Here is a 21706-nt window from a genome sequence, read left to right as displayed (position 1 = left end):
GCAAAACTCCCGTTTCCGCTGGTCCAGGCGGTCAGGCCGGAGATTCTGCGGCATGAGGGGGGTCTTGCCGCAAGCCCCCCGGTGCGCTATAGGTTGATAGTGGCGGGGAGTTGAAGGACTCCCTGCCTTTCGTATGCCGGCTCGCGAGGCAGTCGGCCGCACGGGGACGGGGCGCCCGGCTACGCGTCCGCCACCGAGTCGAACCGCACCTGGTCCCGCGCCACCCCGAGCGCGTCCGCGTCCACCGAGCGCCGCAGCGCCTCGTGCAGCTTCGCCGGGGTCAGCACGCCCAGGAAGCGCGCCCCGTCCAGTACCGCGACCCACCCGGCGTCGTGCTGGAGCATCACCCCGAAGGCCTGTTTCAGGGGTGCGCCCACCGGCACCCAGGCGTTCATCCGGTGCGCGTGGTCCCCGACCGTCCCGTCCGTCGCGAGGTCGTCGACGCCGATCCAGCCGTGCAGTGTGCCGTCCTCGTCGAGCACCACTGCCCAGCGCGCTCCTTCCGCCCCCAGCCGCTCGGCCGCCGCCCGGGTCGGCTCGTCCAGGCGGGCCAGCGGCGGCTGTTCCAGGTCGTCGGCCTCGATCTCGGTGACCGACAGCCGCTTCAGGCCCCGATCGGCGCCCACGAACTCGGCCACGTACGGCGTCGCCGGAGCCCCCAGCACCGTGCCGGGCGTGTCGAACTGCTCGATGCGGCCCTGCCCGTACACGGCGATCCGGTCGCCCAGCCGTACCGCCTCCTCGATGTCGTGCGTCACCAGCAGCACCGTCTTGCGCACGGCGGCCTGCATCCGCAGGAACTCGTCCTGCAACTGCTCGCGCACCACCGGGTCGACCGCGCCGAACGGCTCGTCCATCAGCAGCACCGGGGGATCGGCGGCCAGCGCCCGCGCCACGCCGACCCGTTGCCGCTGCCCGCCGGACAGCTGGTCGGGGTAGCGCGGCCCGTACCGCTTGGGGTCGAGGCCCACCAGGTCGAGCAGTTCGGCGGCGCGGGCCCGCGCCTTCGCCTTCTTCCAGCCGACGAGCGCCGGGACGGTCGCGGTGTTGTCGAGGATCGTGCGGTGCGGGAAGAGGCCGACCTGCTGGATGACGTACCCGATGCGGCGCCGCAGCCGTACCGGGTCGACGCCGGCGATGTCGTCGCCGTTCACGTAGATCCGGCCCGAGGTCGGCTCGATCAGCCGGTTGACCATCATCATGGTCGTCGTCTTGCCGCAGCCGGACGGGCCCACGAGCGTGACGAGTTCGCCCTCGGACACTTCGAAACTGAGGTCGTCCACGGCCGTCGTACCGTCCGGATACCGCTTGCTGACCTGCTCGAACCGGATCATGACCTCACGCTAACGGCGCCCGTGCGATCACGCCCTCCGGCACGGTCCCACCGGTTGGTGAATGGCTTGCTCCGGTTTTGAACGGTTTCAAATGATGCCTTCTCGCCACGTTAAGCCACTGGGCGGTTCTGTTGGAATCTGGCAGGAATGCGCCACGCCGAAGCGATGGACACCTGCCACATCCGCCACTAGCTTCAACCGTCGAATGGGCTGAATCGATACAACTCCGAACAGTCGACGAGCGGCCGAAGGGACAACGGCATGACAGACGGAGTCGACAGCACGAACGGCGGGACCGTGCGCCGCAGGACGGTCCTCACCACGGCGCTGGGCGCCGTGCCGGCGGCCGTGGCGGGCGGTATCGGCGGCGCGGGACCGGCCGCGGCGGCGCCGTCCGGAGACCGGACCGCCGTCGAGGGCCTCACCGTCGAACACCGCACGAACCCCCTCGGCGTGGACGCCCCCCGGCCGAGATTCGGCTGGCGCACCGCTTCCGCCACCCGGGGCCGACGCCAGACGGCCTATCAGATCCTGGTCGCCTCCGCGCCCGACCGCCTCACCGTGAGCCGCGCGGATGTCTGGAACAGCGGACGGGTCACCTCCGCCGACTCGGTGGCGGTCCGCCACGCGGGCGACGAGCTGCGCCCCTCCACCCGCTACCACTGGACGGTCCGGGTCTGGGACGAGAACGGCCGCGCGCTCCCCGCCGCCCCGCCCGCCCACTTCGAGACCGCCCTGCTCAGCACCGACGGCGTCACCGGCTGGGACGGCGCCCGCTGGATCAGCATGGCGGGCAAGGCACCGAACAGCGCCGGCGCGCCCCTCCTGAGACGGCAGGCGGAGCTGACGGGCCGGCGGGTGCACGAGGCACGGCTCTACGTGTCCGCGCTCGGCGTGTACGACGCCTACGTCAACGGCCGCCGGGTCACGGTGCCGCACGGCAGGGCGACGACCCGTGAACTGCTCACGCCCGGCTGGACGAACTACGACGCCCGCGTCAGCTACCTGACCTACGACGTCACCTCTCTCGTCGCGGGGGAGCGGCAGGTCACGCTCGCCGCCGTGCTGGGCAACGGCTGGTACAACAGCCGGATCTCGGAGGGGAGTACGTACTACTCCCCGGACGGCGACCGGCTCGCCCTCAAGGCCAAGCTCCTGATCCGCTACGCCGACGGCTCGACCCAGACCGTCGTGACCGAACCCGGCACCGACTGGAAGGCCACGGACACCGGCCCCTACCGCGCCGACGACATCTACGACGGGCAGACCTACGACGCCCGCAGGGAACTGCCCGGCTGGACGGAGAACGGCTACGACGCCGGCGGCTGGTCCGGCGTCGAGGAACACGGCTTCGCCGCGCGGTTCCCGGACTCCCGGCTCGTCGCCTACCCGGGGGAGAGCGCCCGCCTGATCCCCGAGTGGGACCGCAGGCCGCAGTCGGTCACCGTCCACACCGACGCGACCGGTGAGCACCGCACGGCCGCCCTCCCCCTCACCCTCCACCCCGGCGAGACCGCCGTGATCGACCTCGGCCAGAACATGGTCGGCGTCCCCCGCTACTCGCTGCGCGGCCCCGAAGGCGCCCAAGTCACCGTCCGGCCCGGCGAGATGCTCAACGACGACAGCGCGGGCGCCGACGGCCCGGCGGGCACCGTCTACCGCGCCAACCTCCGCTCCGCCAAGGCCACCAGCACCTACGTCCTCAAGGGCGCCCCGGACGGCGAGACCCACCAGGACTCGCTGACCTTCTACGGCTTCCGCTACGTCTCCGTCACCACCACCGGCACCGTGACCCTGAGCGACCTCACCGGCCGGGTCGCCACCTCCGCCCTCCACGACATCGGCACGGTCACCACGGACGACACCGACGTCAACCAGCTGATCAGCAACGTCCGTTGGGGCCAGCGCGGCAATTACCTGTGGGTGCCGACCGACTGCCCCCAGCGCGACGAACGCCTCGGCTGGACCGGCGACACCCAGCTGTTCTCCAACACCGGCCTCTACAACGCCGACGCGGTCAATTTCCTCAGCCACTTCGAGGAGAGCCTCATCGACTCGCAGCGGATCTACGGCCAGGACGGCGCCCAGTTCACCTGGGTGGCCCCCGGCAACCGCTACAACCAGCCGATACCGGCCAGCGGTTGGGCGGACTGCGGAGTCGTCCTGCCCTGGACGGTGTGGCAGATGTCCGGCGACACCACGATCATCGACCGCAGTTGGGCGGCGATGACCACATACCTGGACTGGATCCACCGACGCACCGGCGACACCTACGCCGGACAGGGCGCGATCTTCGGCGACTGGCTGGCCTTCCAGAACACCAGCACCCAGCTCATGAGCGACGTCTACTACGGCTACAGCGCCCGGCTCATGGCCGACATGGCCCGCGCCACCGGCCGCACCACCGAGAGCCACGCCTACGACGACCTCTTCGCCCGCGTCAAACGCGCCTTCGTCGCCAAGTACCTGAGCACCGAGAACGGCACCCTCACCGTCCGCTCCAGCCTCGGCGACCCGCCGCCCACCCCGGGCGACACCCCCACCAGGACCGAGGACGACACCCAGACCGCCCTGCTGTGGATCCTGAAGCTCGGCTTCCACGACACCGAGGCCCAGCGCCGCCGGCTGATCACCATGCTGGCCGAGAACATCGGCAACGACGCCGCCTACAAGGCCGCCCACCCCGACAGCACCCGCGTCGACCACGCCGAGAACACCCTCTCCGTCGGCTTCCTCGGCGTGAACGTCCTCGCGCCCGTGCTCACCGACACCGGCCACGCCGACCTCGCCTACCGGCTCCTGCACCAGGACGCGATGCCGTCCTGGCTGTTCTCGGTGCGGAACGGGGCCACCACGGTCTGGGAGCGCTGGAACTCGTACGCGAAGAAGGACGGCTTCGGACCGGTCGCGATGAACTCGTTCAACCACTACTCCTACGGCGCGATCATGGAGTGGATGTACGAGAGCATGGCGGGCATCGCCAAGGACGCCGCCCACCCGGGCTTTCGGCACTTCTTCCTCAGGCCGCACCTCGACCCGACGGGCAGGATCACCCGTGTGACGGGTTCGCACCGGTCACCGTACGGGGAGATCGTCAGCCAATGGGCGGTAGAGGGAAGCGAGTTGACCTACCGGGCCGCCGTGCCCGCCAACAGCACCGCGACCCTGCGCATCCCCGCCTCCGACCCGGACACCGTCCGCGAAGGCCGCACCCCCCTGTCACGCGCCCGGGGCGTGGAGTACCTCGACTTCGCGGACGGCACCGCGTCCTACCGACTGCCCTCAGGGCGCTACGAGGTGACCTCCGCGCTCGGCTGAGGGCCGACCAGCACCACCTCCAGGGTGCGCGGGCCGTGCACCCCCTCGACCCGGTCCAGCTCGATGTCGCTGGTCGCCGACGGACCGGAGATCCACGTCAACGGGCGTGCCGGGTCGAGGCGTTCGAGGGCCTGCGGCACCGACGAGACGACCTGGTCGGGGACCCGTACGACACAGATGTGGTGGTCGGGGACGAGCGTGATCCGGCGGCGGCCCTGGTCCGGGCCGCCGTCCAGCACGATCGTGCCGGTCTCGGCGACGGCGACCGCGCAGGCGGTGACCACGCTGTCGATCCGGTCCAGTTCGTGCGGGGTGCTCTCGATCCGGTCGGGAACCTGCTCGGCGTCGGTGTCCGCGAGCCACGCCGGGTCCAGACCCGGCGGCACGAGCACCGTCTTCGCCCCGCGCGCGGCCAGCATCCCGGCGAGCGTCACCGCGAGGTCGCCGGGGGCGCAACGGTGCACGATCGCCCGGTAGTCGGCGAGGTTCTCGGCGAGGAGCTCGGTGGTCTCCCCGACGCTGCGGTCGCCGTGCTCGCGCAGGTACGTGCGCTCGACCGGGGCGTCCTCGCCCGGCGCGTCGGCCAGAGCCCGCCGCACCCGGCCCAGAATCCGTTCCCTGCTGCTCACTCGGCACCGCCCTGAGTCCGCTGCCACCAGTCACGGAACGGCTCCGCGGGCACGGGTGGCAGATCCCGTGTCCCGCTCCACGCCTTGCCCGGCCCCGGCAGGGTGCGCGGATGCAGCCGGCGGGTGCGGGAGGCGAGCCGCTGGCCGGTACGCAGGACGCCCGGACGCGCGAACGCCCAGCGGGCCGCCCGCATCGTCGCCCGCTCGGCCGCGTGTCCCTTGGCCGGCTTGAGCACCACCTTGTTGCCCGCCCGCGTCACCTCACCGCCCTGCACGACGCGTTCCCGCAGATGCACCAGCACCTCGGGGATGTCGATGGCGACGGGGCACACCTCGTAGCAGGCGCCGCACAGCGAGGAGGCGTACGGCAGGGAGGCGTCGATCTCGCTCTGCGTGCCGCGGAGCTGAGGGCTGAGGATGGCGCCGATCGGCCCGGGGTACACCGAGCCGTAGGCGTGGCCGCCCGCCCGCTCGTACACCGGGCACACGTTCAGACAGGCCGAGCAGCGGATGCAGCGCAGCGCCTGGCGGCCGACCTCGTCGGCGAGGGTGTCGGTGCGGCCGTTGTCCAGCAGCACCAGGTGGAAGGTCCTCGGCCCGTCCCCGTCGGTCGTGCCCGTCCACGTCGACGTGTACGGGTTCATCCGCTCGGCGGTGGAGGAGCGCGGGAGCGTCTGGAGGAAGACCTCCAGGTCCTGCCAGGTCGGCACGATCTTCTCGATGCCCACCACCGAGATCAGCGTCTCGGGCAGGGTCAGGCACATCCGCCCGTTGCCCTCCGATTCCACGACCACCAGCGTGCCGGTCTCGGCGACCATGAAGTTGGCGCCGGAGACGCCGACCTTGGCGCGCAGGAACTTCTCGCGCAGGTGGAGGCGGGCGGCCTCGGCGAGTTCGGCGGGGGTGTCGGTCAGGCCCTCGGGGGCCGGGCGCCCCCACTCGCTCATCTCGCGCGTGAAGATGTCCCGGATCTCGCCCCGGTTGCGGTGGATGGCGGGCACCAGGATGTGCGAGGGGCGCTCCTTGCCCAACTGCACGATCAGCTCGGCGAGATCGGTCTCGTAGGCGTGGATGCCCGCGGCCTCCAGCGCCTCGTTGAGCCCGATCTCCTGCGTGGCCATCGACTTGACCTTGACGACCTCCGACTCGCCGGTGGCCTTGACCAGTTCGGTGACGATCCGGTTCGCCTCGTCGGCGTCGGCGGCCCAGTGAACGGTGCCGCCCGCCGCCGTCACCGACTCCTCCAACTGGACCAGATACCTGTCGAGATGACGGAGTGTGTGATCCTTGATCCGCTTGCCCGCCTCGCGCAGCTCCGCCCAGTCGGAGACCTCGGCGACGGCCTTCTCGCGCTTGGCGCGGATCGTGTGCGTGGCATGCCGCAGATTGCCGCGCAGCGTCGGGTTGTTGACGGCCTCGTGCGCGGCCTCGGGGAAGGCCGGCATCCCTACGAACGTGCCGCTCATGCCGCCGGCTCCTCCTCCGTGCTCGCCAGGATCTCCGCGATGTGCACCGGCCGCATCTCCGTGCTCAGCCGGGCCATGGTGCCGCCGATGTGCATAAGACAGGAGTTGTCGGCCGCGCACAGCACTTCTGCGCCGGTCGACTCGGCGTTGCGCACCTTGTCCGCGCCCATCGCCGCCGAGACATCGGAGTTCTTCAGGGAGAAGGTGCCGCCGAAGCCACAGCACTCCTCCGCCCCCGGCAGCTCCACCAGCTCCAGCCCCCGCACCGCCTGGAGCAGCCGCCGGGGCCGGTCGCCCAACCCCAGTCCGCGCAGCCCGTGGCAGGTCGGATGGTAGGTCACCTTGTGCGGGTAGTACGCGCCCACGTCCGTCACCCCGACCACGTCCACCAGGAACTCCGTGAGTTCGTACGTCTTCGGCACCACCGGCGCCAGCGCGGTCGCGAGCCCGTCCCCGCGCCCCTCCGCCCGCGCCCGCTCACCCAGCCGCGGATACAGCTCCCGCACCATCGCCCCGCACGAACCGGACGGCGTGACGATCGCCTCGTACTCCCCGAAGACATCGGAGAAGTGCCGGGCCATCGGCTCGGTCTCATGCCGGTATCCGGTGTTGTAGTGCGCCTGCCCGCAGCAGGTCTGGGCCATCGGGAAGTCGACCTCGACGCCCAGCCTGGTCAGCAGTTTCACCACGGCGCGCCCGGTGTCCGGATAGAGCGTGTCGTTGACACAGGTCAGGAACAGGGCGACACGCATCGCGGCTCCTTGTGATCGATCATCGGATGAGTGCAGGGTAGTGCGGACCCGCGGCCAGGGGGAGACCCCGCTCACCGCACGGCGAGCCGGGCCTCCGCCGCACGCCAGGGCGCCGTGTCCCCCTGGGGCTCGTACCGGGTCAGCGGCTGGGTACGGGTGAGCAGGCGCCGCCCGTCCACGAGGTCGCCGACCAGGCCGTGGGCGCGCGCCTGGACCAGCACGTTCCCGAGAGCCGCCGCCTCCGTCGGGCCCGCCACCACCGGCAGCCCGCAGGCGTCGGCGGTGAGCTGGCACAGCAGCGCGTTGCGGGTGCCGCCGCCGACGACGTACACGACGTCGGCCTCCTGCCCCGCGAGCCGCTGCGCGTCGGCGACGGCCTTGCGGTGGGCGAGCGCCAGCGAGTCGAGGATGCAGCGCGTGATCTCGCCGGGCGTCCCGGGCACCGGCTGCCCCGAGGCGCGGCAGGCCTCGGCGATCCGCTCCGGCATCCGGCCCGGCGCGAGGAACGCGGGATCGGAGGCGTCCACCACCGACCGCAGCGCCGGCGCCTTCGCCGCGTCGAGGAGCAGCGTCCCCAACTCCGGCTCGCCCCAGGCCCGTACGCACTCCTGGAGCAGCCAGAGCCCCATGATGTTGCGCAGGTACCGGACCGTGCCGTCCAGCCCCAGTTCGTTGGTGAAGTTGGCGGCCCGGCTCTCCTCGGTCAGCACGGGGGCGCCGAGTTCGAGGCCCGCCAGCGACCAGGTGCCGGTGCAGATGTACGCGAACCGCTCGGCGGCGGCGGCCGGCACGGCGGCCACTGCGGACGCGGTGTCGTGCGACCCGACCGTCGTCACCGGGACCGGCCCGCGCAGCCCCGTCTCCTCCAGCACTTCGGGCCGCAGCACTCCCGCCGGATCACCGGGCTGCCGCAGCGGCGCGAACAGCCCGAGGTCGATCCCCAGCCGGGAGGCGATGTCGTACGACCACTGGCGCGTCCGGGGATCGATCAGCTGGGTCGTCGAGGCGTTGGTCAGCTCGGTGCCCTGCTCGCCGGTGAGCCAGTACGCCAGCAGATCCGGCATCAGCAACAAGCGCTGTGCGGAGGGGAGTTGCTCCTTGGCGGCGATCAACTGGTAGAGGGTGTTGAACGGCGCGTACTGCAATCCGGTGGCGGCGTACAGCTCCTCCGCCGGGACGGTCGCCCACACCTTCTCCGCGACGCCCTCGGTGCGGGAGTCCCGGTAGTGCACCGGGTTGCCGAGCAGCGCCCCGTCGGCGTCCAGCAGGCCGTAGTCCACGGCCCAGCTGTCGATGCCGACGGAGTCGACCTGCCCGGCGGCCCTCAGCCCGTCCAGCACCCCGGCGTACAGCGCCAGGACGTCCCACCGCAGCCCCTCCGGCACCCGCACCGGCCGGTTCACGAACCGGTGCGCCTCGGCCAGCTCCAGGCTGTCGGGGCCGACGCGGCCGACCATGACACGTCCGCTGGACGCGCCGAGGTCGACCGCGGCGTACGACTTCACGAGCGCGCTCACCGCAGGAAGGCGGCCGCGACGCCGGCGTCGACGGGGACATGCAGACCGGTGGTGTGGGTCAACTCGCCACCGGTCAGCGCGAAGACGGCGTTGGCGACGTGCTCGGGCAGCACCTCGCGCTTGAGGATGGTCCGCTGGGCGTAGAACTCGCCCAGCTTCTCCTCCTCGATCCCGTAGGTCGCCGCGCGCTGGGCGCCCCAGCCACCGGCGAAAATCCCGGAACCGCGCACCACGCCGTCCGGGTTGACCCCGTTGACGCGGATGCCGTGCTCACCCAACTCGGCGGCCAGCAGCCGCACCTGGTGGGCCTGGTCGGCCTTGGTGGCGGAGTAGGCGATGTTGTTGGGCCCGGCGAAGACGGCGTTCTTCGAGGCGATGTAGACGATGTCGCCGCCCAGCTGCTGCGCGGTCATCACCCGGGCCGCCTCACGCGAGACGAGGAACGACCCGCGGGCCATGATGTCGTGCTGGAGGTCCCAGTCCTTGGCGGAGGTCTCCAGCAGCGGCTTGGAGATGGAGATGCCGGCGTTGTTGACGACGAGGTCCACGCCACCGAAGGCGAGCACGGCCGCCTTGAAGGCCGCGGCGATCTGCTCCTCGGAGGTCACGTCCACGGTCACGGCGACGGCCTTGTCGGGCCCGCCGAGCTCCTCGGCGACGGCGGAGGCGTTGTCACCGTTGAGATCGGCGACCACGACACACGCACCCTCGGCGACCAGCCGCTGCGCGATGGCCTTGCCGATCCCGCTGCCCGCCCCCGTCACCAGCGCGACCCGGGTCGCCAGCGGCTTCGGCCTCGGCATCCGCTGGAGCTTGGCCTCCTCCAGCGCCCAGTACTCGATCCGGAACTTCTCCGACTCCTCGATGGGGGAGTAGGCGGAGACGGCCTCGGCGCCCCGCATCACGTTGATGGCGTTGACGTAGAACTCGCCGGCCACCCGGGCGGTCTGCTTGTCCTTGCCGAAGGAGAACATGCCCACACCGGGGATCAGCACGATCGCCGGGTCCGCACCGCGCATGGCGGGGGAGTCGGGCAGGGCGTGCCGCTGGTAGTAGGCGGCGTACTCCTCGCGGTAGGCGGCGTGCAGCTCCTTCAGCCGTGCGATCGCCTCCTCCAGCGGGGCGGCGGGCGGCAGGTCGAGGACGAGCGGGGCCACCTTGGTGCGCAGGAAGTGGTCCGGGCAGGAGGTGCCCAGCGCGGCGAGCCGCGGGTGCTCGGCACGGGAGAGGAACTCCAGCACCACGTCCGAGTCGGTGAAGTGCCCGACCTGGGGCCGGTCCTGCGAGGCGATGGCCCGTACATGAGGAGCCAGCGCGGCGGCCCGCTCGCGCCGCTCCCTCTCACCGAGGGCCTCGTACCCCTCGATCACCGGCCCGAAGGGCTCGGCCTTGCCGTGCTCGGCGAGGAAGGCCTCGGCGGTACGGATGATGTGCAGGGAGTTGCGCTCGCACTCCTCGGCGGTCGCGCCCCAGGCCGTGATGCCGTGCCCGCCCAGGACGACACCGATCGCCTGCGGGTTGGCCTCCTTGATCGCGGCGATGTCCAGGCCCAGCTGGAACCCGGGCCGCCGCCACGGCACCCAGGCCACGGTGTCGCCGAAGCACTCGGCGGTCAGCTTCTCGCCGTCGGCGGCACAGGCCAGCGCGATCCCGGAGTCGGGGTGCAGGTGATCGACGTGGGCGGCGTCGACGAGCCCGTGCATCGCGGTGTCGATGGAGGGGGCGGCCCCGCCCTTGCCGTGCAGGCAGTAGTCGAACGCGGCGACCATCTCGTCCTCGCGCTCGACACCCGGGTAGACGTCGACGAGCGCCCGCAGCCGGTCCAGCCGCAGTACGGCCAGCCCCGCCTCGGTCAGGGTCCCGAGGTCCCCACCGGACCCCTTGACCCACATCAGCTCGACATCGCCCCCGGTGACGGGATCGCTATCGATACCTTTCGCCGACGCGTTGCCGCCGGCGTAGTTGGTGTTGCGGGGGTCGGCACCGAGCCGATGGGAGCGAGCGAGGAGAGCGGCAGCCTCGGGATGTACGGCCATGACTTCCAGTTCCTTCTGAAGAGAGGGGTGAGTACCTGCCCCTAGGGGCGCGGGGAACTGCGCGACCAGCCACGACCGGCCCGCACCCCGCAACGAAACAGAATCCGGCAGACGCTTACGCCCCCCAACCGGCCTGCTGCCCACCCACACGCTCGGTCACGATCTTCTCCGCCCACCCGGACCGGCGATACGCAGCCATCGGGTCGGCGTCCAGCCCCATCTCCTCCCGCACCTCACGGAGAAGCGGCCGCACATCCGTGTTGTACGCATCCATGATCACGGCGTTGGCCTCGAGCACATCCCCCGAAGCCTGCGCGGCGGACAGCGCGTCCCGGTCGACCAGCAGCGCCTTGGCCGTCGCCTCCTGCACGTTCATCACCGACCGGATGATCGCCGGAATCTTCGCCTCGATGTTGTGGCACTGGTCGAGCATGAACGCGACCTCGGGCGTGAACCCGCCCCCGCGGACCACCTCGTACATGATCCGGAACAGCTGGAACGGGTCGGCGGCCCCGACCATCAGGTCGTCGTCCGCGTAGAACCGCGAGTTGAAGTCGAACCCGCCGAGCTTCCCCTCCCGCAGCAGCGTGGCGACGATGAACTCGATGTTGGTCCCGGGCGCGTGGTGCCCGGTGTCGACCACGACCTGCGCCTTCTCGCCGAGCTTGAGGCAGTGGGCGTACGCCGTGCCCCAGTCCGGCACGTCCGTCGAGTAGAAGGCGGGCTCGAAGAACTTGTACTCCAGCAGCATCCGCTGCCCGTCGCCCAGCCGCTCGTAGACCTCGGCCAGGCCCTCGGCGAGCCGGTCCTGGCGGGCGCGGATGTCGTCCTGCCCGGGATAGTTCGTGCCGTCGGCGAACCACAGCTTCAGGTCACGGGACCCGGTCGCGTCCATGATGTCGACGCATTCCAGCAGGTGGTCGACGGCCTTGCGGCGCACCGCCGCATCCGGGTGACAGATGCTGCCCAGCTTGTAGTCGTCGTCCTGGAAGGTGTTGGAGTTGATCGCGCCGAGCTTCACCCCGCGCTCCTGCGCGTGCTTGGCCAGCTCTGCGTATCCATCGGAGCCCTCGACCTTGTCCCACGGGATGTGCAGCGCCACGGTCGGCGCCACCCCGGTGAACTTGTGCACCTGTGCGGCATCGTCGAGCTTCTCCCAGGGATCGCGCGGGACACCCTGTTGCGCGAACACCTTGAAGCGGGTCCCCGAGTTCCCGTACGCCCACGACGGTGTCTCGACTGCCTGTGTCTTGAGCGCGGCTTTCACCGCGGCGAGCTCGGTCACTTGAGGGCTCCTGTGACGTCGGGTCCGAAGGGTTTCCGAACGGCTTCACTGTGAAACGATTCAAGACGGGAAAGTATGAGCCGTCCGAAGGGGTGTCAAGCCCCGCGACCAAGCCTGTTGCTCGTGACCCGGCTGTGACCTATGAGTCTCGAAATTTTTTCGACACGAACCCATTGACGTGACATGGGCGCCGTGCCTAACGTCCCGGCAACCAAGTTGAAACCTTTCACGACGCCGTGAGGGCAGTCCCCGGGCGTCGTCGAGGAGCCCCTCATGACCCACCCGTCCGACGCGGGACCGGCCCCGGTGCTGGCGCTCAAGGACATCTCGAAGTCCTTCGGCGCCGTACGCGCCCTGCGGGACGCCTCCCTGGAGCTGTTTCCCGGTGAGGTCCACGCCCTCGCCGGCGAGAACGGCGCGGGCAAGTCGACTCTCATCAAGACCCTTGCAGGGGTGCACCGACCGGACGCCGGTCAGGTACTCCTCGACGGCGAGCCCGTCGTCTTCCACGGCCCCGGTGACGCCCGCGACGCCGGTATCGCCGTGATCTACCAGGAGCCCACGCTCTTCCCCGACCTGTCGATCGCCGAGAACATCTTCATGGGACGCCAGCCCCGGAAGGCCCTCGGCCGCATCGACCACAAGGCCACCCACGACGCCACCGCCGCCCTGATGCAGCGCCTCGGCGTCGAGCTCGACCCCGACCGCCCGGCACGCGGGCTGTCCATCGCGGACCAGCAGATCGTCGAGATCGCCAAGGCGCTCTCCTTCGAGGCCCGCGTCCTGATCATGGACGAGCCGACCGCCGCCCTGACCGGCAGCGAGGTCGCCCGCCTCTTCGGCGTCGTGCGCACCCTGCGCGAACAGGGCGCGGCGGTGCTGTTCATCTCGCACCGCCTGGAGGAGATCTTCCAGATCTGCCGACGGGTCACCACGCTGCGCGACGGCGCCTGGATCTCCAGCGAGCTCCTCGACGGCATGACCGAGGACGACCTCGTGCGCCGCATGGTCGGCCGCGACCTCGACGAGCTCTACCCCAAGCAGGACGTGCAGCCCGGCGAGGTGGCGCTCAGCGTGCGCCGGCTGACCCGGGAGGGCGTCTTCACCGACGTCTCCTTCGACGTCCGCCGCGGCGAGATCGTCGGCCTCGCCGGACTCGTCGGCGCCGGCCGCACCGAGGTCGCCCGGGCCGTCTTCGGCATCGACCGCTGGGACGCGGGCGAGGTCGAACTCGACGGGAGGAAGCTCACCAACGGCGCCCCGTCGGTCGCGATGTCCTCCGGACTCGCCCTCGTCCCCGAGGACCGGCGGGCCCAGGGCCTGGTGATGGACATGTCCATCGAGCGCAACATCGGCCTCACCGGTCTCCGTACGACCGTGAAGGCCGGACTGATGGACCGCGGCGCCGAACGCAGCCGGTCCCTCGACTGGGCCGTCAAGCTCCAGGTCAAGTACGCCCGCATCGCCGACACGGTCAACACCCTGTCCGGCGGCAACCAGCAGAAGGTCGTCCTCGCCAAATGGCTGGCCACCGGCCCCAAGGTGCTGATCGTCGACGAGCCCACCCGCGGCATCGACGTCGGCACCAAGGCCGAGGTGCACCGGCTCCTCAGTGAGCTGGCCGCCGACGGTGTGGCGGTCCTGATGATCTCCTCCGACCTGCCCGAGATCCTCGGCATGGCCGACCGCGTGCTGGTGATGCACGAGGGCCGGCTCACCGCCGAGATCCCGCGCTCCGAAGCAACCGAGGAATCCGTGATGGCAGCAGCCACCGGGAGGGCCGCCGCATGAGGCCCACCACGACGTCCCCTGTCCTCCGGAGGGCCGCCGCATGACGGTCACCACCCCCGACAAGGCGCCCGTCGCCGAGGTGCCCAGGTCCAGCGGCACCCGGCTGGTCGACCGTGTCTTCAAGATGCGCGAACTGGCCATCCTGGTCGTCTTCCTGGTGATGATCGCCATCACCCAGGCCGGCAACAGCGAGTTCCTGTCCGAGCAGGGGATCAAGGACCTGCTGCTCAACGCGACCATCCTGGTGCTGGTCGCCACCGGCCAGTCCCTGGTCGTGATCACCAGGAACGTCGACCTGTCGGTCGGCTCCACCCTCGGCATCAGCGCCTTCGCCGCCGGCACCTACCTCCAGGGCGGCGGGAACCCGGTCGTGGCGATCGCCCTCTCCGTCCTCATGGGCATCGGGTTCGGCCTCGTCAACGGTCTGCTCGTCAGCCTCGGCCAGGTACCCGCTCTCGTCGTCACCCTCGGCACCCTCTACATCATCCGCGGCATCGACTCCATCTGGGTCGGCTCCCGGCAGATCACCGCGGCGGGCCTGCCGGACGGCTTCATCGACTTCGGCTCCGGCGGCATCTCCGCCGTGCCCTACCTCGCGCTCATCGCGCTGGTGGTCCTGGTGGCCACCGCGTACTACCTCAAGCACTTCGGCAGCGGGCGCGAGCTCTACGCCCTCGGCTCCAACCCCGAGGCCGCCCGCCTCGCCGGCATCCCGGTCCGCAAGCGCATCCTCGCCGCGTACACCTTCTGCGGGGCCCTGGCCGGTCTCGCCGGCGCGATGTACCTGGCCCGCTTCGGCAACGTCGACTCCGGTACCGGCAACGGCTACGAGCTCACCGTCGTCAGCGCGGTCGTCGTCGGCGGTGTCGTCTTCACCGGCGGTTCCGGCAGCGTCTACGGAGCGGCCCTCGGCGCCCTGCTGCTGACCTCCATCAACAGCGTGCTGCCCGCCCTCGGCGTCAGCTCCGTGTGGGTGCTCGCCATCAACGGCATCCTGCTCATCCTCGCCATCGCGGTCGACCGGGTCGTCGCGCTGCGCGTGGCCTCGGCCCTGAAGAAGAGGAACGCCCGCCATGCCTGAGTCACTCGAGCGAGCGAACCGCTGGTCCGACGCGGTGCGGTGGGACACGATCGTCGGCGCCCTGCTGATCGTCGTGCTCCTGCTGTCCTTCGGAACGGTCGACGGCTTCGGAAACGCTCTCAACCTGTCCTTCCTGATCGGAAACACCCTTCCGATCGCCCTGATCGCCCTCCCGATGACCCTGCTGGTCGTCTCGGGCGAGATCGATCTCTCCGTCGCCTCCACCGCCGGTCTCTCCGGCGCCGTGATGGGCTACCTGTGGAACCAGGGCATGACGATCGAGACGATCATCCCGATCTGCCTGCTGCTCGGTGTGGTCTGCGGCCTGATCAACGGTCTGCTCGTCACCCGGCTCGGGCTGCCCTCCCTCGCTGTCACCATCGGCACCCTCGCCGCCTACCGGGGCATCGCACAGATCGTGCTCGGCTCCGACGCGGTGACCGACTTCCCCACGCAGTACCTCGACTTCGCGGCGGGGCGGATCGGTGACACGTTCGTTCCGCAGGCCTTCGTGCCCTTCCTGGTGCTGCTCGCGATCGCCGTGATCGTCCTGCACGCCACCGCGTTCGGACGGGCCACGTTCGCGATCGGCGCCAGCGAGGAGGCCGCGCGGTTCGCCGGCATCCGGGTCAAGCGCCAGAAGCTGATCCTCTTCACGGTGACGGGCCTGATGGCCTCGCTCACCGGCATCTTCTGGGCCCTGCACTACGCGTCCGCTCGGTATGACAACGCGACCGGGCTCGAACTGTCCGTCATCGCCGCGGTGCTGCTCGGCGGCATCGACTTCGACGGCGGCAAGGGGACGCTCGGTGGCGCGATCGCCGGGGTGTTCCTGCTGGGGGCGCTCCAGAACGTGATGAGCCTCCAGGACGTCTCGGCGCAGTCGCAGATCGTCGTCACCGGTGTACTTCTCGTCCTCTCCGTGCTCGGCCCGCGGGTCGCCCGGCAGATCGCGGTGGCGAGGGCGGGCCGTAGCGCCGCCTCGACTCCGACCTCGTAAATCCGCTCACCCTCGTAAAGGACCTTCATCATGCGCAAGTCGTCCCTCCGCCGTGCCTGCGCGGCCCTCGCCGCCGGAACCTCCCTCGCCCTGGCGCTCACCGCCTGTGGCGGCACCACCAAGAAGGACGTGGAGAACGAGGGCGCCTCGGCCGCCTCCACCGCCAAGGCCGACCCGAACGCGGCCACCAAGAAGGGCCTGACCGTCGGCTTCCTGCCCAAGCAGGTCAACAACCCGTACTTCACCTCCGCCGACAAGGGCGGCGAGGCGGCCCTGAAGGAGCTCGGCTCCAGCTACAAGGAGGTCGGCCCCTCCAGCGCCACCGACACCGCGGGGCAGGTCTCCTACGTCAACACCCTGACCCAGCAGCAGGTCGACGCGATGGCCGTGTCCGCGCAGGACCCGGGCGCCCTGTGCACCGCGCTCAAGCAGGCGATGAGCAACGACATCAAGGTCGTCACCTACGACTCCGACACCAAGCCGGAGTGCCGCAACGCCTTCGTCTCGCAGGCCTCCGCCGAGGACCTGGGCCGCACCGAGGTCCAGCTGCTCGCCGAGCAGATCGGCTACAAGGGCGAGATCGCGATCCTGTCCGCCGCGCAGACCGCGACGAACCAGAACATCTGGATCGACTTCATGAAGGAGGAGCTGAAGGACGCCAAGTACAAGGACATCAAGCTCGTCAAGGTCGCCTACGGCGACGACGACGCCCAGAAGTCCTTCCAGCAGACCCAGGGACTGCTCCAGGAGTACCCGAACCTGAAGGGGATCATCTCCCCGACCACCGTCGGCATCAAGGCCGCCGCCCAGTACCTGTCGGGCTCCAAGTACAAGGGCAAGGTCAAGCTGACCGGCCTCGGCACCCCCAACGACATGCGCAAGTACGTCAAGAACGGCACCGTCGAGGGTTTCGAGCTGTGGGACCCGGCGAAGCTCGGCGACCTGGCCGCCCGTACCGCCGTCGCGCTGGCGTCCGGTCAGATCACCGGCAAGGAGGGCGAGACCTTCAAGGCCGGCGACACCACGTACACCATCGGCAAGGACGGCGTGATCAACCTCGGCAAGCCGACCGTGTTCGACGCCAAGAACATCGACCAGTTCAACTTCTGATCGACCGGTTCTCTTCTCAACTCCCCTTCAAGGAGCGGTACTTCATGCAGCGCGTCTGTTTCCTGCTCAAGGTCCGTCAGGACAAGCTCGACGAGTACCGCGAACGACACGCCGCCGTGTGGCCGGAGATGCGCGAAGCGCTCTCCGCCACCGGCTGGCACAACTACTCGCTCTTCCTCAGAGACGACGGCCTGCTGGTCGGCTACCTGGAGACCGAGGACTTCGAGGCCGCCAAGGCCGGCATGGAGGGCACCGAGGTCAACGCCCGCTGGCAGGCCGAGATGTCACCGTTCTTCGAAGCCCTCGACGGCGCCCGCCCCGACGAGGCCATGAAACCGCTCACCGAAGTGTTCCACCTCGCCTGACCTCCCCACTCAGGATCATCTGGAGCCGCTCCATGAGAAGACGCACCCTCCTCACAGGTGCCATCGTGACCGCCATGTCCACCTCCGCGCTCACCGGCGGCACCGCCCGCGCCGCCGACCCCGGCCCCTCGGTGACCAGGACCGGCACCACCACGCTCGACAGCCAGGCCGTCTTCTTCGTCTCCTACGACGGCCTGGTCAACAACAACTCGTTCCAGAAGAACGGCCTGCTGACCTACAAGGGCTACCAGTACGCCGTCTGGTACACGGCCGACAAGAACGCCGTCGTCGGCCGCCGTGTCCTCGGCGGCAGCACCTGGTCCACGGTCCAGGTCGGCCACACCCTCAAGGCCAGCGACTCCCACAACGTCATCTCCATGGGCGTCTCCAAGACCGACGGCCGGCTCCACCTCAACATGGACTCGCACAGCGACGGCTTCACCTACGTCAAGTCGGTCGCCGGGCTCATGGACAACCCGGCCGGACTGAGCTGGACCGCCGCCCGCTTCGGGGCTCCCCAGTCCACACTCGACGGTCTCGCCCTCACCTCGCAGTTCACCTACCCGCAGTTCATCTCCACCCCCGACGGCAAGCTCCAGCTCAGCTACCGGGTCGCGATCTCCGGCAACGGCCGCAACGCCCTCGCCGAGTACGACGGTTCGACCTGGACGAACCTCGGCGAATGGTCGAGCTCCACCGGCACGTACACCAGCGAGCACGGCTCCTCGACGGCCCGCAACATGTACCTGCACGGCATCGACTACGACAGGAACGGCCGGCTGCACTCCTTCTTCACCTGGCGGGAGCAGAACGGCGCCGTGATGTGCTCCTCCGGCGGCATCACCAACCACGACACCGGCTACGTCTACTCCGACGACCGCGGCCGGACCTGGCGCAACAACGCGGGCACCGTCGTCGGCACCACCGGCGGCTCCGACAAGGTCGCCGTCACCGACGCCGGCCTGGTGATCGACGCGCTGAACCCGGACCACTCCCTGATGAACCAGGAGAGCCAGTTCACCGACTCGGCCGGCCTGCCGCACGCGATCATCAGTTACGTCCCCGGCCGCTTCGGCCAGTGCACCACCAACTACGTCACCGACCGCACCGCCAACGGCCGCGCCTTCCACGTCCGCAAGAACTCCGCGGGCACCTGGCAGAAGACCGAGATCCCGGTCCCGCTCAACTCCAGCCAGCGCACCAAGCTGATCCTGGACAAGTACGACAACGCCTACGCGATCTTCCCGTTCGGCCGGATCGCCGGCGCCTCCAAGGCGTCCGGCTACACCGACTGGACGCTCCTGTACGACGGCAGCGGCCTCAACGCCTTCGGCGAGGTCGTGATCGACGAGATGCGCATCGCCCAGGACAACGTCCTGTCGGTGATGTACCAGGAGAAGTCCAGCGGTACGACGCCGTCGGCGCTCCACGTCGTCGACTTCGCACTGCCCGCCTGATCGGGGTCGCTCCGGGGCGGCATGCCGGTAATGTGATGGCCTGCCTGCCGCCCCTCGTTCACCTGGAGGTTCCTGCCCGATGGCCCAGTCGGTGGGTATCAAGGACGTGGCCCGCGCCGCCGGAGTGTCGGTGGGCACGGTCTCCAACGTCATCAACCGCCCGGACTCCGTCGCGACCGAGACACGCGCGCGTGTGCTCTCCGCGATCGACCGGCTCGGCTACGTCCGCAGCGAGTCCGCCCGCCAGCTGCGCGCCGGACGCAGCAGGATCATGGGGCTGCTCGTCCTCGACATGGGCAACCCTTTCTTCGTCGACGTCGCGCGCGGCGCCGAGCGGGCCGCCCGGGACGCCGGCCTCGGTGTGATGGTCTGCAACAGCGCGCAGAGCCCCGGCGAGGAGGCTGAGTACCTCTCCCTCTTCGCCGAGCAGCGGGTCCGCGGCGTGCTGCTGACCCCCGCCGACGCCACCGGCCGCAACATCGACACCTTCCGCCGCCACGGCATCCCGTTCGTCCTCGTCGACCGGGTCGCCGAGGGCACCACCGAGTGCTCGGTCTCCGTCGACGACGTCGCCGGCGGCGCCCTGGCCGTGCGGCACCTCATCGACGCCGGGCACCGCACCATCGCGTACGTCAGCGGCCCGCCCGGCTTCAACCAGGTCCGCGACCGCCGCACCGGCGCCCTCAACGCCCTCGCCGAGGCCGGCCTGAGCCCCGACGTGCTGCGCGAGCTGCCCACCGAACGCCTCGACGTCGCCGCGGGCCGGGACGCCGGCGCCCGCCTCCTCGGCCTCGCCGACCGGCCCACCGCCGTCTTCTGCGCCAACGACCTGCTGGCCCTGGGTGTCCTCCAGGCCATGTACGCGGCCGGGATAAACGTCCCCGACGACCTCGCCATCGTCGGCTATGACGACATCGAGTTCGCCGCCGCCGCGGCCGTCCCGCTCACCTCGGTCCGCCAGCCCGCCGTCACCATGGGCGCCCTGGCCGCCGAGCTGCTGCTGGAGGAGACGGAGGCGGAGACCACCCGGCGCCGGCACGAGCACCGCCGGGTCGTGCTCCAGCCCGAACTGGTCGTACGGCGCTCCAGCCTCTCCGCCCGCTGATCCGCCGTTCAGTCCGATTTCATGATCCCGGGCATCGGATACCGGACGGACATGTGCTGAACTGGGACGCGCTCGTACGTGTCCGTCCGTCCCAGGAGCCCTGTTGACCGCGACCTACCGCCAGCCCGGCGTCGTCCTCACCGACCACCACTTCACCGTGCCCCTCGATCACGGCGACCCCGCGGGGGAGACGATCGAGCTCTACGCCCGTGAGGTGGTCGCCAGTGACAAGGCGCGGCAGGACCTGCCGTGGCTGGTGTACCTCCAGGGCGGCCCCGGCTTCGGGGCGAACCGCTTCGTCGGCCGGCCGGCCTGGCTCGGCCGCGCCCTCAAGGAGTACCGGGTCCTCCTCCTCGACCAGCGCGGCACCGGCCACTCCACGCCTGCCAACCGGCAGACCCTCCCGCTGCGCGGCGGCCCCGCCGAGCAGGCCGACTACCTCACGCACTTCCGCGCCGACTCGATCGTCCGGGACTGCGAGACGATCCGCCCGAAGCTCACCGGCGGCGCCCCCTGGACCGTCCTCGGCCAGAGCTTCGGCGGCTTCTGCACGGTCAGCTACCTCTCCCTCGCCGCCGAGGGGCTGCGCGCCGCCGTGATCACCGGCGGCCTGCCCTCCCTCGACGCCCACGCCGACGACGTCTACCGGGCGGCCTACCCGCGCATCGAACGCAAGGTCGCCGCCCACTACGCCCGCTACCCGCAGGACGTCGAGCGTGCCCGCCGGATCGCCGACCACCTCCTCAACCACGAGGTCGTCCTGCCGAACGGCTACCGCCTCACCGTGGAGGCCTTCCAGTCCCTCGGCATCCTCCTCGGCGGCGGCGAGGGCAGCCACCGCCTGCACTTCCTCCTGGAACATGCCTTCGTCCGCACCCCGCAGGGCCCGGCCCTCTCCGACGCCTTCCAGGAAGAGGTCCAGGGCCTGCTGTCGTACGCCGGCCACCCGCTCTACGCCCTGGTCCACGAGGCGATCTACGGCCAGGACCACCGCCCCACCGCATGGTCGGCGGAACGCGTGCGCGCCGAGTTCCCCCAGTTCGACGCCGCCAAGGCGCTCACCGGCGACGGACCGCTGCTGTTCACCGGCGAGTCCATCCACCCGTGGATGTTCGAGACGGACCCGGCGCTGCGCCCCCTGCGGGAGACCGCCGACCTGCTCGCCGCCCGCACCGACTGGCGGCCCCTCTACGACGCCGAGCGGCTCGCCGCCAACGAGGTCCCGGTCGCCGCGGCCGTCTACCACGACGACATGTACGTCGACACGGCCCACTCCCTGCGCACCGCCCGCACCGTCCGCGGGCTGCGCACCTGGGTCACCGACGAGTTCGAGCACGACGGTGTCCGGGCCGGCGGCCCGCGCGTCCTGGACCGGCTGCTCGCGCTCACCCGCGACGAGGTGTAGCGGGCACCGCCGTGACGAGGCGAAATGCCGGTGGCACCGGCGGCGGGGCGGATTA

The 21706-nt window shown here is 70.4% G+C and carries 16 protein-coding genes; 9 read left to right on the top strand and 7 right to left on the bottom strand.

Translation table 11 applies throughout. The features are described 5' to 3' along the window. Window positions 1-179: 179 nt before the first annotated feature. Window positions 180-1334 carry an ABC transporter ATP-binding protein gene (locus tag DI272_RS06410; protein ID WP_109494252.1) on the bottom strand — a complete coding sequence of 385 codons (1155 nt, stop codon included), beginning with the start codon at window positions 1332-1334 and terminating at the stop codon, window positions 180-182. A 261-nt stretch (window positions 1335-1595) separates the two neighbouring features. Between DI272_RS06410 and DI272_RS06405 the strand changes: the two genes are divergently transcribed. Beyond that, entirely contained in the window at window positions 1596-4652 is a 3057-nt protein-coding gene (locus tag DI272_RS06405; protein ID WP_109494250.1) for an alpha-L-rhamnosidase, read from the top strand. Here the strand turns inward: DI272_RS06405 and DI272_RS06400 are convergent. The 6 genes from DI272_RS06400 to rhaI all read right to left on the bottom strand — a co-directional run bounded on the left by DI272_RS06400 (window position 4625) and on the right by rhaI (window position 12337). After that, window positions 4625-5281, bottom strand: coding sequence for an LUD domain-containing protein (locus DI272_RS06400; RefSeq protein ID WP_109494248.1), 657 nt, complete (start codon window positions 5279-5281; stop codon window positions 4625-4627). The two genes, DI272_RS06405 and DI272_RS06400, sit on opposite strands and share 28 nt — an antisense overlap. Then, the gene (locus DI272_RS06395) at window positions 5278-6747 is read right to left on the bottom strand and encodes a LutB/LldF family L-lactate oxidation iron-sulfur protein (RefSeq protein ID WP_109494246.1); all 1470 of its coding nucleotides are present in this window, start codon (window positions 6745-6747) and stop codon (window positions 5278-5280) included. The genes DI272_RS06400 and DI272_RS06395 overlap by 4 nt, the downstream gene beginning before the upstream one ends. After that, window positions 6744-7499: a (Fe-S)-binding protein gene (locus DI272_RS06390; RefSeq protein WP_109494244.1), complete on the bottom strand. Its 756-nt coding sequence runs from the start codon at window positions 7497-7499 to the stop codon at window positions 6744-6746. Before DI272_RS06390 ends, DI272_RS06395 begins: the two co-directional genes overlap by 4 nt. Window positions 7500-7570: 71 nt before the next feature. Next, entirely contained in the window at window positions 7571-9004 is a 1434-nt protein-coding gene (locus tag DI272_RS06385) for a rhamnulokinase family protein (protein WP_109494242.1), read from the bottom strand. A gap of 8 nt (window positions 9005-9012) precedes the next feature. Beyond that, window positions 9013-11052, bottom strand: coding sequence for a bifunctional aldolase/short-chain dehydrogenase (locus DI272_RS06380; protein ID WP_109494241.1), 2040 nt, complete (start codon window positions 11050-11052; stop codon window positions 9013-9015). 115 nt (window positions 11053-11167) lie between these two features. Further along, on the bottom strand, window positions 11168-12337 hold the full coding sequence (rhaI, locus tag DI272_RS06375) for an L-rhamnose isomerase (RefSeq protein ID WP_109494239.1): 1170 nt from the start codon (window positions 12335-12337) through the stop codon (window positions 11168-11170). Window positions 12338-12610: 273 nt separating this feature from the next. Between rhaI and DI272_RS06370 the strand changes: the two genes are divergently transcribed. From DI272_RS06370 to DI272_RS06335, 8 genes are all read left to right on the top strand, one after another. Further along, the gene (locus tag DI272_RS06370; RefSeq protein WP_109494237.1) at window positions 12611-14128 is read left to right on the top strand and encodes a sugar ABC transporter ATP-binding protein; all 1518 of its coding nucleotides are present in this window, start codon (window positions 12611-12613) and stop codon (window positions 14126-14128) included. A 40-nt stretch (window positions 14129-14168) separates the two neighbouring features. Further along, on the top strand, window positions 14169-15209 hold the full coding sequence (locus DI272_RS06365; RefSeq protein ID WP_109494235.1) for an ABC transporter permease: 1041 nt from the start codon (window positions 14169-14171) through the stop codon (window positions 15207-15209). Then, window positions 15202-16209 carry an ABC transporter permease gene (locus DI272_RS06360; protein ID WP_109494233.1) on the top strand — a complete coding sequence of 336 codons (1008 nt, stop codon included), beginning with the start codon at window positions 15202-15204 and terminating at the stop codon, window positions 16207-16209. The genes DI272_RS06365 and DI272_RS06360 overlap by 8 nt, the downstream gene beginning before the upstream one ends. Before the next feature lie 30 nt (window positions 16210-16239). After that, window positions 16240-17319 carry a rhamnose ABC transporter substrate-binding protein gene (rhaS, locus tag DI272_RS06355; RefSeq protein ID WP_109494232.1) on the top strand — a complete coding sequence of 360 codons (1080 nt, stop codon included), beginning with the start codon at window positions 16240-16242 and terminating at the stop codon, window positions 17317-17319. A gap of 44 nt (window positions 17320-17363) precedes the next feature. After that, a complete protein-coding gene (locus tag DI272_RS06350; protein WP_109494230.1) occupies window positions 17364-17684 on the top strand; it encodes an L-rhamnose mutarotase in 321 nt (106 codons plus the stop codon). Between the two features lie 32 nt (window positions 17685-17716). Continuing rightward, on the top strand, window positions 17717-19141 hold the full coding sequence (locus DI272_RS06345; protein ID WP_109494228.1) for a BNR repeat-containing protein: 1425 nt from the start codon (window positions 17717-17719) through the stop codon (window positions 19139-19141). A gap of 79 nt (window positions 19142-19220) precedes the next feature. Beyond that, window positions 19221-20246, top strand: coding sequence for a LacI family DNA-binding transcriptional regulator (locus DI272_RS06340; protein WP_109494226.1), 1026 nt, complete (start codon window positions 19221-19223; stop codon window positions 20244-20246). Between the two features lie 103 nt (window positions 20247-20349). Then, complete coding sequence (locus DI272_RS06335; protein ID WP_109494224.1) at window positions 20350-21651, top strand: alpha/beta fold hydrolase; 1302 nt, start codon at window positions 20350-20352, stop codon at window positions 21649-21651. Window positions 21652-21706 lie beyond the last annotated feature (55 nt).

The sequence above is a fragment of the Streptomyces sp. Act143 genome (assembly GCF_003143935.1).
Taxonomy (GTDB): Bacteria; Actinomycetota; Actinomycetes; order Streptomycetales; family Streptomycetaceae; genus Streptomyces.
Note: the sequence above shows the minus strand (reverse complement) of the source record. Positions and strands in the feature narration are given on the sequence as shown.

What these genes read in the sequence shown, in the direction of transcription:
- DI272_RS06405 (WP_109494250.1), top strand. Translation starts at nt 1,596, where the DNA reads ATGACAGACGGAGTCGACAGCACGAACGGCGGGACCGTGCGCCGCAGG.
- rhaS (WP_109494232.1), top strand. Translation starts at nt 16,240, where the DNA reads ATGCGCAAGTCGTCCCTCCGCCGTGCCTGCGCGGCCCTCGCCGCCGGA.
- DI272_RS06345 (WP_109494228.1), top strand. Translation starts at nt 17,717, where the DNA reads ATGAGAAGACGCACCCTCCTCACAGGTGCCATCGTGACCGCCATGTCC.
- DI272_RS06340 (WP_109494226.1), top strand. Translation starts at nt 19,221, where the DNA reads ATGGCCCAGTCGGTGGGTATCAAGGACGTGGCCCGCGCCGCCGGAGTG.
- DI272_RS06370 (WP_109494237.1), top strand. Translation starts at nt 12,611, where the DNA reads ATGACCCACCCGTCCGACGCGGGACCGGCCCCGGTGCTGGCGCTCAAG.
- DI272_RS06350 (WP_109494230.1), top strand. Translation starts at nt 17,364, where the DNA reads ATGCAGCGCGTCTGTTTCCTGCTCAAGGTCCGTCAGGACAAGCTCGAC.
- DI272_RS06360 (WP_109494233.1), top strand. Translation starts at nt 15,202, where the DNA reads ATGCCTGAGTCACTCGAGCGAGCGAACCGCTGGTCCGACGCGGTGCGG.
- DI272_RS06410 (WP_109494252.1), bottom strand. Translation starts at nt 1,334, where the DNA reads ATGATCCGGTTCGAGCAGGTCAGCAAGCGGTATCCGGACGGTACGACG.
- DI272_RS06365 (WP_109494235.1), top strand. Translation starts at nt 14,169, where the DNA reads ATGACGGTCACCACCCCCGACAAGGCGCCCGTCGCCGAGGTGCCCAGG.
- DI272_RS06395 (WP_109494246.1), bottom strand. Translation starts at nt 6,747, where the DNA reads ATGAGCGGCACGTTCGTAGGGATGCCGGCCTTCCCCGAGGCCGCGCAC.
- DI272_RS06390 (WP_109494244.1), bottom strand. Translation starts at nt 7,499, where the DNA reads ATGCGTGTCGCCCTGTTCCTGACCTGTGTCAACGACACGCTCTATCCG.
- DI272_RS06380 (WP_109494241.1), bottom strand. Translation starts at nt 11,052, where the DNA reads ATGGCCGTACATCCCGAGGCTGCCGCTCTCCTCGCTCGCTCCCATCGG.